The sequence below is a fragment of the Celeribacter sp. genome, from assembly GCF_048266405.1.
GTDB lineage: Bacteria > Pseudomonadota > Alphaproteobacteria > Rhodobacterales > Rhodobacteraceae > Celeribacter.
The window spans coordinates 1-11,785 of the sequence record NZ_JBLWZO010000011.1; the positions used below are offsets into that span (position 1 = coordinate 1).

General features: G+C 54.0%; 12 protein-coding genes. 10 read left to right on the top strand and 2 right to left on the bottom strand.

Going from position 1 to position 11,785, the window contains the following annotated elements; genetic code table 11:
• Positions 1-280, top strand: a 280-nt coding sequence (locus tag ACN0TS_RS15400; RefSeq protein ID WP_417260250.1) for a LysR substrate-binding domain-containing protein, incomplete at its 5' end; no start/stop codon positions are given.
• 24 nt (positions 281-304) lie between these two features.
• Here the strand turns inward: ACN0TS_RS15400 and ACN0TS_RS15405 are convergent.
• Positions 305-1,240: a LysR family transcriptional regulator gene (locus tag ACN0TS_RS15405; RefSeq protein WP_417260251.1), complete on the bottom strand. Its 936-nt coding sequence runs from the start codon at positions 1,238-1,240 to the stop codon at positions 305-307.
• 125 nt (positions 1,241-1,365) lie between these two features.
• On the opposite strand from ACN0TS_RS15405, the gene ACN0TS_RS15410 reads away from it, so the two are divergent.
• From ACN0TS_RS15410 to ACN0TS_RS15440, 7 genes are all read left to right on the top strand, one after another.
• Entirely contained in the window at positions 1,366-2,316 is a 951-nt protein-coding gene (locus ACN0TS_RS15410) for an LLM class oxidoreductase (protein ID WP_417260252.1), read from the top strand.
• Between the two features lie 10 nt (positions 2,317-2,326).
• Positions 2,327-3,121, top strand: a complete 795-nt coding sequence (locus tag ACN0TS_RS15415) for an SDR family NAD(P)-dependent oxidoreductase (protein ID WP_417260253.1) — start codon at positions 2,327-2,329, stop codon at positions 3,119-3,121.
• A gap of 24 nt (positions 3,122-3,145) precedes the next feature.
• On the top strand, positions 3,146-4,159 hold the full coding sequence (locus tag ACN0TS_RS15420; RefSeq protein ID WP_417260254.1) for a zinc-binding alcohol dehydrogenase family protein: 1,014 nt from the start codon (positions 3,146-3,148) through the stop codon (positions 4,157-4,159).
• Between the two features lie 209 nt (positions 4,160-4,368).
• A complete protein-coding gene (locus tag ACN0TS_RS15425; RefSeq protein WP_417260255.1) occupies positions 4,369-5,121 on the top strand; it encodes an amino acid ABC transporter substrate-binding protein in 753 nt (250 codons plus the stop codon).
• 4 nt (positions 5,122-5,125) lie between these two features.
• On the top strand, positions 5,126-5,800 hold the full coding sequence (locus tag ACN0TS_RS15430; RefSeq protein ID WP_417260256.1) for an amino acid ABC transporter permease: 675 nt from the start codon (positions 5,126-5,128) through the stop codon (positions 5,798-5,800).
• Positions 5,797-6,558 carry an amino acid ABC transporter ATP-binding protein gene (locus ACN0TS_RS15435; protein WP_417260257.1) on the top strand — a complete coding sequence of 254 codons (762 nt, stop codon included), beginning with the start codon at positions 5,797-5,799 and terminating at the stop codon, positions 6,556-6,558. The genes ACN0TS_RS15430 and ACN0TS_RS15435 overlap by 4 nt, the downstream gene beginning before the upstream one ends.
• Positions 6,559-6,790: 232 nt before the next feature.
• The gene (locus tag ACN0TS_RS15440) at positions 6,791-7,801 is read left to right on the top strand and encodes a GSU2403 family nucleotidyltransferase fold protein (RefSeq protein WP_417260258.1); all 1,011 of its coding nucleotides are present in this window, start codon (positions 6,791-6,793) and stop codon (positions 7,799-7,801) included.
• Positions 7,802-7,916: 115 nt separating this feature from the next.
• Here ACN0TS_RS15440 and ACN0TS_RS15445 read toward each other — a convergent pair whose 3' ends face one another.
• Positions 7,917-8,816, bottom strand: coding sequence for a LysR family transcriptional regulator (locus tag ACN0TS_RS15445; RefSeq protein ID WP_417260259.1), 900 nt, complete (start codon positions 8,814-8,816; stop codon positions 7,917-7,919).
• 105 nt (positions 8,817-8,921) lie between these two features.
• Here ACN0TS_RS15445 and ACN0TS_RS15450 point away from each other — a divergent pair, with 105 nt between their 5' ends.
• Both ACN0TS_RS15450 and ACN0TS_RS15455 read left to right on the top strand, forming a co-directional pair.
• Complete coding sequence (locus ACN0TS_RS15450) at positions 8,922-10,634, top strand: acyl-CoA synthetase (protein ID WP_417260260.1); 1,713 nt, start codon at positions 8,922-8,924, stop codon at positions 10,632-10,634.
• A gap of 40 nt (positions 10,635-10,674) precedes the next feature.
• Positions 10,675-11,709, top strand: a complete 1,035-nt coding sequence (locus ACN0TS_RS15455) for a TRAP transporter substrate-binding protein (protein ID WP_417260261.1) — start codon at positions 10,675-10,677, stop codon at positions 11,707-11,709.
• Positions 11,710-11,785 lie beyond the last annotated feature (76 nt).

Genomic DNA, 11,785 nt, shown 5'->3' on the forward strand with positions numbered 1-11,785 from the left:
AGACCAATCGGTGAGCATCACCCCCGCAAACATGCGGATTGAGGTGAATACCGTCAATGCCGCAAAGGCCGCCGTACTGGCCAGCCTCGGTATCTGGCACCTCCCACGAAGCGTGATCGAGCAGGAAATCGCACAAGGACGATTGGTTCGCATTCTACCGGACTGGAACTTGCCCACTTTGGGCATCTACGCTGTTTGGCCTGACATCGGCCCGCAAAAGGCGCTGACCCGACGGCTGATAGATCACTTCATCGCGCATCGCTCGGATTTGATGCTGTGAGTCCCCTCTTCCAACCCGCGCTTGTCATTGATCGTATACACGAATGACGTCACTGCGCACGAGATCGGATAACGTCCCTCCTATTTCATCCAGCAAGAAATCGACGAACACCCGCACTTTGGCTGTAAGCACATTTGACTTCGGGTAGACCAACCAGAGGGCTGTGTCTTGGTCTAATCTATACTCTGGCAAAACTCTGACCAGACTGCCGTTGGCAAGCTCACGGTGAACGCTCCACATCGAATTTATCGAGACGCCCGCCCCCGCCATCGTTGCGATTTTCTGGCTTTGCCCATCATCGCACAGGAGGCACGACGGTGCGAGCTTTGGGTCGAATTGTGCCTTTTTTCCCTCACGGTTTACCAAGCCCCGTGCCGAGAAATCCTTGAACGCAATTAAACGATGTCGCGCGAGATCGGATGGGTTTTCAAGGGGCGCGTGATCGGCCAGATATGAAGGCGATGCGCACAGCACGCGAAGGTCATCCGCAAGCTTGCGCCCCTTCAGACTGCTGTCCGACATCTCAAGATTGCGCAGGGCCAAATCGAAGCTCCCCTCGATCAGATCGAATTGCGTGTCTGACAGACGTAGATCGAGGGTAATATCGGGATACATTGTGAGGAATTTCGGCAATATCGGCGCGATGTAGTTTTGTGCGAAGGTACTGGGAGCCGCAAACCGCAATGTGCCGCTCACAGTTGGCGTGACCATCCCCAAAGCAGCAAGGGCTGCATCTTCTTGTGCCAGCATTTCCTTGGCGAAGGGCAGGAAATCCGCACCTTCTAAAGACAAAGACACCTTACGCGTTGAACGGCGTAACAAATCTGCGCCGAGCCTTTTTTCCAACTTGGCCAAACGCGCACTTGCGACGGCTGGGGCCATACCCAACTCGCGCCCCGCAGCGCTGATGTTCAGCTTCTCTGCACACAGCACAAACAATCTGACGCTTTCCGTATCCATACTATTATATGTAAAATCGGAATTCTAAAATCCGATTACTCCAGCTTATTTATGATCTCTATATAATTTAGATATCAGGTACAAAGTCAAACAGTCCGTCCCTATGTCAGAGCACTGAAATCAAAATGACCAAATTCAGTTCCATCAATACGGGCTATAACACTGTGTTTCGCCCGGACAGGCTAAGCCTCGGCTTGGTCGTCCCGTTGGAAGGCTACGCCTATGGGACAAAGCCCAAGATGGCCCGCCACCTTGAACGCGTCCGCATGGCCGAGGACCTCGGGTTTGCAGCGGTATGGTTGCGCGATGTCCCCTTTAACGTTCCGTCCTTTGGCGATGCGGGTCAGATGTTCGATCCATTTGTGTATCTCGGTCTGCTTGCCGGCCAGACCAGCCGCATTGCCTTAGGCGTTGCAAGCATGGTCCTGCCCTTGCGCCACCCTGCACATGTGGCCAAGGCCGCGGCGAGCGTGGATGTCCTGTCAGGCGGACGACTGTTGCTCGGCGTGGCATCTGGCGACCGTCCCGAAGAATACCCCGCAATGAATATGTCGTTTGACGATCGTGGCGACAGGTTCCGCGACAGTTTTGACTATATCCGAGCTATGGCGGATGATTTTCCCGCGTTTGATACGGCACAGGGTTCATCGCACGGCGCGATGGACATGTTACCCAAACCAGCGGGCGGCAAGCTGCCGTTACTGATCACAGGGGGCAGCCGTCAGCATCCCGATTGGGTCGCACAAAACAGCGATGGATGGATCACATATCCGCGAGATGCTCAGGCGCAGACACAAGTCATCACCGATTACCGCGCCCGCGTGACCGCAATGGGGCGGACCGACAAGCCTGTGATGCAGTCCCTTTATATCGATCTACTAGACGATCCAGATGCTAAAGCCCGTCCGATCCACTTGGGGTTTCAGTCGGGTGTCAATCACCTTCGCCGCCACCTTGAGGCCTTGCAACATGCGGGCGTCAATCATGTCGCACTGAACTTACGGCTTAATTCTGGCGATACAGAAACAACGATGAAACGGCTGGCAGGTGACATTTTGCCCACGTTTTCAACCTGAAGGACTTGTCATGTCTAAGACTATTCTCATCACTGGCGCCACCGACGGGATCGGCCTTGAGGCGGCAAAACTGTTGGCAAACGAAGGCCACACAATTCTGATCCACGGTCGGAGCGCCGCCAAACTGGATTCCGCTCGCACCGTCATTGGTGGGCATACCCAAGGCTATCTAGCGGACCTTTCGCGCACCGCTGAAGTGGTAAAATTGGTCGATGACATCACCCGCGACCACCCTCACATTGATGTTCTGATCAACAACGCCGGTGTCCTAAAATCGCCGCAAACCGTTACCGAAGACGGATTGGACCTGCGGTTCATGGTCAACACAATTGCGCCCTATATTCTGACCAAACGCTTGTTGCCATTGATGGGGCGAGACAGCCGAATCATCAACCTGTCCTCCGCCGCGCAAGCCCCTGTTGATCTCGCTGCCCTCAAAGGCGGTGTCACGATGGAAGATATGGACGCTTACTCACAAAGCAAATTGGCCATCACCATGTGGTCGCAGCATCTCGCATCGAACCTCACAGACGGGCCGAACGTGCTTGCCGTGAACCCTGGCTCCCTTCTGGCGAGCAATATGGTCAAAGAAGGCTTCGGTATCGCGGGCAATGACATCAGCATTGGATCGACCATCCTGCGCCGCGCCGCGCTTGATCCTGACTTTGCCAACGTTTCAGGCCGCTATTTTGACAACGACGCAGGCGCGTTCGGCCACCCCCATTCCGACGCCGATGATCCCGCAAAGGTCAACGCCGTCATGCAGGCGATCGACGCCGTCACTACTAGACTCTTGAACACCTGAACACTCCCGAAAGGACCCCACACTATGAAAGCTGTTGGATACAAAACCGCAGGCGCACTTGATCGCGCCGACTCTCTGATCGACATTGAAATCGACACACCCGTAGCAACAGGCCGCGACCTTCTGGTGCGCGTGCAAGCTGTGTCCGTAAACCCCGTGGATTACAAAATCCGCATGACCCGTCCTCCCGAGGGAGATGCCCCCGCCATTCTGGGGTGGGATGCAGTCGGTGAAGTTGTCAGTGTCGGCGAAGAAGCCACCATGTTTAAAGCAGGCGATTTTGTCTGGTACGCTGGCGCGATCAACCGCTCCGGAACAAACGCCGAATACCATCTGGTGGACGAGCGGATCGTCGGTAAAGCACCGACTTCTATCACAGCCGCCGAGTCTGCCTCTCTGCCCCTCACCGCCCTGACGGCCTACGAAATGCTGTTTGACCGTTTGCGTGTAAACGACCCCGTTCCTGGTGCGGCCAATGCGGTTGTTATCATCGGCGGATCAGGCGGCGTTGGCTCCATCGCGATCCAACTGCTGCGTGCCAAGACAGATATGATTGTCATCGCCACGGCATCGCGCCCAGAAACCCAAGAGTGGGTCAAAGACCTCGGCGCACATCACGTCATTGATCACACCAAACCCCTGACGCCCCAAATCGAAGCCTTGGGAATTGGCCAACCGGGTTATGTGTTCTCAACCACGCATACACACCAATACATCGGGCAAATTGCAGAGTTCATCGCCCCACAAGGTCGGTTTGGCCTGATCGACGACCCAGAAACGCTTAATATCATGCCGTTCAAGGTCAAAGCCGTCTCGACTCACTGGGAACTGATGTTCACCCGCTCCTTGTTTGGAACCGCAGACATCACGCGTCAGCATGACATCCTGAATGAAGTTGCTGAATTGATGGATGCGGGGAAAATCCGCTCAACCGCAACAGAGACTTTGGGCAAAATTGATGCTGCCACGCTGAAACGTGCCCATGCGATCCTTGAAAGCAACAAAGCCAAAGGCAAACTGGTGCTTGAAGGTTTCTAAGACGTCGCGGGTGGCGTCATACATTTTGCGCCACCCGCACCGTGTCTCGTACCGGGCATCGCGACGGCATCCATCCTCATAAATGTTTGTCTTGCAGAACAAATTTCCAACCATATCGACAGGCCTACGACATTGGTCTTGTCTCTGTTTGCCCCATTGAAGCAGGCATTTTACGTGTTACCTCCGTGTTGAATGAACGGAGAAACAAAATGAAAAAGTCTTTAGCGATCACAGCACTCGCCTTGTCTGTCACTTTCAGCGCAGCCCATTCCGAGACACTGAACGTGGGCATGTCGGGTGGCTACTTTCCCTTTACCTTCGTTAAGCTCGATGAATTGCAGGGGTTCGAGGTCGACTTTATGAAGGCCATCGCGGCAGAAACAGGAGACGATGTGAACTTTGTCACGATGTCGTTTTCTGGATTGGTCGGGGCTTTGGAATCGGGTCGGATCGACACCATTGCAAACCAGATCACCATCACGCCAGAGCGCGAAGAGAAGTTCGCGTTTTCGCAGCCTTACGTCTTTGACGGCGCGCAAGTCGTGGTCAAAAAGGGCAACGAAGAGTCGTTCACGGGCGTCGAGGATCTCAGCGGCAAGACCGTCGCGGTGAACTTAGGTTCAAATTTCGAGCAGTTGTTGAACGAGCTTCCAAACGCCGCCGAAATCGACGTGAAAACCTACGAAAGCAACATTGCCCAAGACACAGCACTTGGACGTGTTGATGCCTTCGTCATGGACCGCGTGTCCTCGGCACAACTGATCGCGGAAAGCCCTCTGCCGCTCGCGTTTGCCGGTAAACCGTTCAGTGAAATCCGCAATGCGCTGCCGTTCCGCAATGACGAAAAAGGGATTGAGTTGCGCAATCGAGTGGACGCCGCCATCACCACACTGAAAGAGAACGGCACTCTGGCCGAGATTTCCGAGAAGTGGTTCGGGACCGACATTTCGGCCGTGGAGTAAGTCAATGCGCGCGCTGGACTTCGAATACATGTGGGACTTGCTCCCTATCCTTCTGGGGTATGTTCCATTGACGCTATTCATGGCGTTGGTCGGTATGGTGTTCGCACTCATACTGGCCTCGCTTATGGCGGTTGAACGTGTGTTCCGCGTGCCCGTTCTCGACGGTTTTGTGCGCCTTTTCATCAGCTTCTTTCGCGGCACCCCGCTGCTGGTGCAGTTGTTCCTGTTTTACTATGGCCTGCCGCAGGTTCTGGCATTCTTGACCACGATCAGTGGTGTGACCGCGACGATCATGGGCCTGACCCTCCATTTCTCGGCCTATATGGCCGAGAGTATTCGCGCGGCAATCCTTGGTGTCGACCGCAGCCAATGGGAAGCGTCGCAAGCCGTCGGCATGACGCAAACGCAAATGATGCGCCACATTATCCTGCCGCAAGCGACCCGCGTGGCAGCGCCAACCTTGGTGAATTACTTCATCGACATGATCAAAGGCACGTCGCTGGCTTTCACGCTTGGTGTTACAGAGCTCATGGGCGCGACACAAAAAGAAGCGGCAGGCAGCTTTCTTTACTTTGAGGCCTTTCTTGTCGTGGCTGCGATCTACTGGATTATGGTCGAGGCGTTGTCCTACGCGCAACGCCACTTGGAAACCTACTTGAACAAGGCCTATGCGAGATGATGTCAAAAGCCGCTATTTCAATCAATGGGCTGACCAAATCTTTTGGTGACACCCCAGTTCTCAAAGGTATCTCGCTGGACATCGCACATGGTGAACGGGTGGTTGTTATCGGACCGTCTGGCACGGGAAAATCTACTCTGTTGCGCAGCCTGAATTACCTTGATCGGCCAGATAGCGGAACAATCAGGGTGGGCGATCTATCCGTTGATGCCGCGCGCGCATCGCGGTCTGATATTTTGGCACTGCGGCGCAGAACGTCATTTGTGTTCCAGAACTACGCACTTTTTGCCAATAAAACAGCGCGCGAGAATATCACCCAAGCTCTCATCACAGTAAAAGGCCAGTCCAAGGCCAAAGCCATCGCCCGCGCAGATGAAACCCTGCGTGAAACGGGTCTCATCGACAAGGCAGATTCCTATCCTGCTGCACTCTCAGGAGGGCAGCAGCAGCGCGTCGGTATAGGTCGCGCGATGGCACTTGATGCAGAACTGATGCTCTTTGACGAGCCGACATCAGCGCTTGATCCCGAATGGGTCGGTGAGGTGTTAGACCTGATGCGTCGCGTCGCTGAGAAGCGCCAAACGATGCTGATCGTGACGCACGAAATGCAATTCGCCCGAGAAATTGCGGATCGGATTATTTTCATGTCAGATGGGCAAATCGTTGAACAGGGGCCACCAGAGAGTTTGCTCGAAGCCCCCCAAGATCCACGCACGAAGGCCTTCTTGCGGCGTGTTGCAAAGACCGGGTCTGAATAAATCGGTTCGGATAAACTGCACTCAGGGAGCAATGGATCCCCAATAAGTTCTGCGCAAAAATTGGTGCCGTATATGTGCCCATTTCCCTTGCCGCCGCGCCGCCAATCCCGCCCTTCTCTCAGGTGCAGGTTCATAAAAGACTGCACGCTGTTCTTGGTGATGCGATTTATGTCTAGCATTTTTATCTTTTGATAGGCATAATTGTGCCAAGCAAAAGTTGAAAGAGATAGGCATGACAGCCCTAAGTAGCATCGCAATGAGCGCATACACCGATTTGGTGCGTCTGTTGAAAGACGACTCCATGTCTGAAATCACGGGCAAACCAATGTTGAAACAGCGCGGCGCCAAAGCCTATTGGTACGCCGCGCGGCGGGTCGGATCACAGATGCGCTTCATTTACCTTGGCGAAGATTCTGATGAGATGCGGGCGCGTATCGACCGTATTGAAGAATTACGCGCCACAGCCAAGGCACGGCAAACTGAGCGGTCGCGGTTGGTGCGTCTGTTGCGCGCCGAAAGCATGACACCGACAGATCGCGCGACGGGCTCGATCCTGTCGGCAATGGCCAATGCGGGCACCTTTCGATTGGGCGGCACGATCGTCGGCACACATGCGTTCCGCCTCTATGAGGGCGAACTGGGTTTACGCTTGCCTTTGGGTGAAGTGGCGAACACCGGTGACATCGACATTGCACAGTTTCGCAAACTCAGCCTTGCGCTTAACGATCAGGTTGATCCAGACCTGACAGAGGTGTTTACGTCGCTGAAGTTTGATCCCCTTCCTAGCATTGATAACGGTCAAACGTGGCGATGGTCGCAAGGCGGCAGCGGTCAGTTGGTCGAATTCCTCACGCCTGCGTTCGGCGTTGAGACGATCCGTGACCTCCCTGCCCTTGGGGTCAAAGCGCAGGCCTTGAACTACCTCAATTATCTGATTGCGGAGCCAATCCACGCAGCAGCACTCTATCGATCAGGGGTGTTGGTGCAAATTCCGCGCCCCGAGAGATTTGCGCTCCATAAGCTCATTGTCGCAGATCGTCGGCGCGATGGTGAAGGACGCCTCAAAGCCGCGAAGGACCGCGCCCAAGCCGCGTTTCTCATCAACGCGCTCGCAGAAGACAGACCCGATGATCTGTCCTTGGCTTACAGCGCGGCAATGGACGTCGGACCGCGTTGGCGCGAGCGTATTCAAAATACGCTGAAACGGATGCCCGAGACAAATGAAGTTTTGGACGGACTGTAGTCCCGCCGAAAAGTTAGGTGTCTTAACTTGGTTGGGGACAACTGGAACAACCTAAATTTGAAGAGAGTATAGTCCCGAGTTTAAGAGGTAAGACCTGCGTTGTGTTAGATACCGATCATGTGATCGGTTCAGTTAGTGAAAACGTTGAACATTCCGCGGCCAGTTTGGCGACCTCCGCCACGAGGCTCGCAGCTTCATTCTGCCGATAGGCGGCCCAATATTGCACGGCAGGCAAGCGTGGGTTGGTGCGCAAGATCTTCAATTCTTTTCGTTCAATTTCTCCCCGATATAGATCTATCGGTAAAGTGCTGATTCCGAGGCCGCATTTTGTCAGGTTTGCGATGGAATACAGGTTATTGCATAAGGCGCGTCGGTGCATTCGCGCACCAGCATCGGAAAACCAACTCTCGATTATGCTGAATAGGTTTGAATGCTGCGACAACAGCAAGATCGGCCATTGGGCGATCTCGGTCGGTTCGAGAAGTCGATCAGGTAGACCCAACGATGGACTACCCATCCATGCGAACGGAGCCTCGCCAAGAAAGATTGTCTGGTAGTGGGGCCGCTCTGTGATCTTAGGTAACAGAGCCGCATCCAATTCGCCCTGATCCATCTTCATCCAAAGGTTTTCGGTTAAATCTATATCTAGTTCCAGAGTGACTCCTGGATATAGATTGCTCAGTCGATCAATGAGTTGCGGTAGCCAAGTTAGAGCGACCAATTCGGCCACGCCTAACTTTACCGTGCCCGTCACATTGGCGGGATTTGCAACCCTTTTTAAAATTTCTTCGCGTAGGGCCATCATATCTTCGGCCATAGGCATCAGGCCACGGCCATGATCCGTCAATTGGGCTCGCCGCCCGACACGCATAAAAATCGGGACGCCAAGTTGCAACTCAAGCTCATGAATTCGTTGTGAAATAGTCGGCTGTGTTACATTCAATCGTTCGGCCGCGGCAGCAAAACTACCAAGGCGGGTGATCCAAACAAATGCTTCAAGTTGCTGTATTTTCATAAATACATAAGATATTCTTATGAATTACCATAGTCAATTATGATTTGTTTCAATGTAATTTCTCCCCTAGCGTCAGGTCAGTCGTTTTTTGGGAGGAGACCGACAATGCATAAATCTGAGGACTACTCACACATCAGTGGAGATTGTGTGAACAGACCAGCGATCGAGGCGCGTTTTGGTGCGCCGGCTAGTTACGATGCCTTGTATGAGAATTTTAGGATCGATCTACCTGAACGTTACAACATGGCAGCAGACACGGTTTTGCGTCATGCTGGCGGGCCGAAAGGCCAAGCAACCGCCCTCATTTGTGAAGCCGCAGATGGCACAATTTCGCGTTTTAGTTACGATCAACTGGCCGAAGCGTCTGCGAAGGTGGCCAGCCAACTTAAGGCACAGGGAATCGGCAAGGGTGACGTGATTGCGTGTTACCTTGGTCAGGGTGTAGAAGCAGCGCTCACCTATTTGGCAGGGTTCCGTCTCGGCGCGATCATTGCGCCGCTGTCGCAACTTTACGGCCCCGAAACCGTTCTACACGCCTTGCGCGACTCTAAGGCCCGACTGATCGTAACCGATACGAGCCTTTGGCCGAGGATCGCCGAGCGGCGGGGGGAACTTCCAGATTTGCAGAAGGTTCTCATCTCTGGGGATGCGCCAGACGGCACGCAGCCTTTCGACAGCTGGCAGGACGCTGACCCTTGGCTGCCCTGCGCCGACACCCATGCTGAGGATCCCGCTCTTTTGCTGTATACCTCTGGGTCGACGGGCATGCCAAAGGGCATTCTTCATGCGCATCGTATCCTGCGCGGTTACTTGGCATCGGTGTCATTGTTTTATGAAATGCAGATGGACGACCCAGATCAGGTGCTATGGACAGCATCCGACTGGTCATGGGTTGCTGGCATTTTTAATGTCATGATGACGGGCTGGTATTTTGGCCAAACCATCGTTGCTAGCAACGCACGTTTTGATGAGACTGGTGCGTTCGCCCTGATGGAGCGGTTTAAAGTTACACATTGCTTCCTGACGCCTACAGCGTTGAAGCGGATGGCTGCAATCAAAGCTCCGCGCAAGTCTTGGCCGAAACTCGTCTTGCGTGCAATCGGCACTGGGGGCGAACCGTTGCCTGGCGCTGTTCTGGAATGGGCGGACCGCACGCTCGATGTGCCTATCAATGAATTCTACGGTTTAACTGAAGTGAACCACCTCATTGGCAACTGTCGAAGCCTTTATCCAATCAAACCTGGTTCAATGGGGCGAGCTTACCCTGGCCATATCATTGAAGTCATCGACGAAGAGGGCAATCCAGTACCAGATGGCGAGGATGGTGAAATCGCCGCCCGCGATAACGACCCGACGTTGTTTTTGGGTTACTGGAACCAGCCCGACCGAACGGCCGCGATTAAGGTCGGACATTGGGTTCGCTCTGGTGATTTCGGCTATCGCGACGAAGACGGGTATTTCTGGTATCGCGGCCGAAACGACGATTTGATCAAGAGCGCAGGATATAGGATCGGTCCGGCCGAAATCGAGGATGCGCTCGTGCGCCACGACGCCGTGGCGGAGGCGGCAGTCATCGGCAGCCCCGACCCCGATCGTGGCCAGATTGTCAAAGCATTCGTGCGTTTAAGTGGCGATCATGTTGGTGATGAAAAGATGATCGCCGCCCTTCAAACACACGTCAAGCAGGTGCTGGCGTTTTACAAATACCCCCGAGAGATCGAGTTCGTTGAAGAGTTCAAGCAGACGAGCACAGGAAAGATTGACCGAAAGCACTTGCGTGAAGAGGAGCGGAAACGAAAACCCGCAGTGGGAAGCTGAGGGCTAACGAAAAGACAATAATGAAATTCAGGGAGGAAAAATGATGAACACATTTTTAAGCACACTTAAGGCCGTTGGGTTGGGCCTTGCTTTATCAAGCGGTCTGGCTGCAACTGCACAGGCAGACGTGCGTTTGAATATGAACCACCAATGGCCAGCAACCACTGTCGGGTCCAAAGTCGATCAGTGGTTTGTGGATGAAATTGCAGCACGTACCAACGGAGAGGTCAAAATCAAGATCTTTTGGTCCGAGGGTTTAGCCAAATCGGCGGAGGCGTTGGAACTTATTGAAACTGGCGCCCTTGATATGGCGGCCATGTCACCAGGCTATTTTCCTGCGCAATTGCCGCTGCATGTCGCGCCCAATTCGATCCCCATGAAAATGGACACGGTCGACCAAGCAAATACACTCATGAAGCGGTTAATGGCCGAGCTGCCCGCCTATGCTGAAGAGGCCGCAGCGAATGGCATCAAGCCTTTGTTTTTTCACCACCTGAATCCTTATCTTCTCGTTTCGCGCGAACCGATCACATCGGTAGAGCAGATGGAAGGGAAGAAGATGCGCACTTGGGGCAACGATATGCCTCGCATGGTGCAGGCGGCTGGCGGCACTCCTGTCACAATGATGTTGCCGGAAATCTACGAGGGGCTAAGCCGTGGTGTGGTTGATACTGCACCTTTCGCTGTTGATCTGATCGTGAACTACAAGATCCATGAGGTTGCGAAACACGTCAGCGAAATTACGCTTTGGGAAGGCCCTAGCTGGGGGGTTTGGATTTCGCAAGCTGCGTGGGACAAGCTGTCAACTGAGCAGCAAGCCGTGTTCGAGGAAGTCGCTACGGAAGCGATGGAGCGGGACCGTGTAGCTGTGCTTAATGCCGACAAAGAGGCTCGCGCTACACTCGCGGAAGCTGGTGTAACGTTCCATGAGTTTCCACAGGCTGAGAAAGACAAGTGGCGCGCTGCGCTTCCAGACTTCTTCGCAGACTGGATTGCAACTATGGATGAAGCTGGAAAGGGTGACGCCGCCCGTGAGGCCGTTGCCATCTGGAAAGACGTTATCGGCGAAAACTGATTGCGTAATGCCACCTCAGTACCCGTCTGCCGAATGGCAGACGGGTACAACTTACGCCCCCCGCATCTTGCCTCTC

Bases quoted from the DNA above. Each gene is read 5' to 3' on its own strand.
- ACN0TS_RS15405 (WP_417260251.1), bottom strand. From the start codon at position 1,240: ATGGATACGGAAAGCGTCAGATTGTTTGTGCTGTGTGCAGAGAAGCTG.
- ACN0TS_RS15410 (WP_417260252.1), top strand. From the start codon at position 1,366: ATGACCAAATTCAGTTCCATCAATACGGGCTATAACACTGTGTTTCGC.
- ACN0TS_RS15415 (WP_417260253.1), top strand. From the start codon at position 2,327: ATGTCTAAGACTATTCTCATCACTGGCGCCACCGACGGGATCGGCCTT.
- ACN0TS_RS15420 (WP_417260254.1), top strand. From the start codon at position 3,146: ATGAAAGCTGTTGGATACAAAACCGCAGGCGCACTTGATCGCGCCGAC.
- ACN0TS_RS15425 (WP_417260255.1), top strand. From the start codon at position 4,369: ATGAAAAAGTCTTTAGCGATCACAGCACTCGCCTTGTCTGTCACTTTC.
- ACN0TS_RS15430 (WP_417260256.1), top strand. From the start codon at position 5,126: ATGCGCGCGCTGGACTTCGAATACATGTGGGACTTGCTCCCTATCCTT.
- ACN0TS_RS15435 (WP_417260257.1), top strand. From the start codon at position 5,797: ATGATGTCAAAAGCCGCTATTTCAATCAATGGGCTGACCAAATCTTTT.
- ACN0TS_RS15440 (WP_417260258.1), top strand. From the start codon at position 6,791: ATGACAGCCCTAAGTAGCATCGCAATGAGCGCATACACCGATTTGGTG.
- ACN0TS_RS15445 (WP_417260259.1), bottom strand. From the start codon at position 8,816: ATGAAAATACAGCAACTTGAAGCATTTGTTTGGATCACCCGCCTTGGT.
- ACN0TS_RS15450 (WP_417260260.1), top strand. From the start codon at position 8,922: ATGCATAAATCTGAGGACTACTCACACATCAGTGGAGATTGTGTGAAC.
- ACN0TS_RS15455 (WP_417260261.1), top strand. From the start codon at position 10,675: ATGATGAACACATTTTTAAGCACACTTAAGGCCGTTGGGTTGGGCCTT.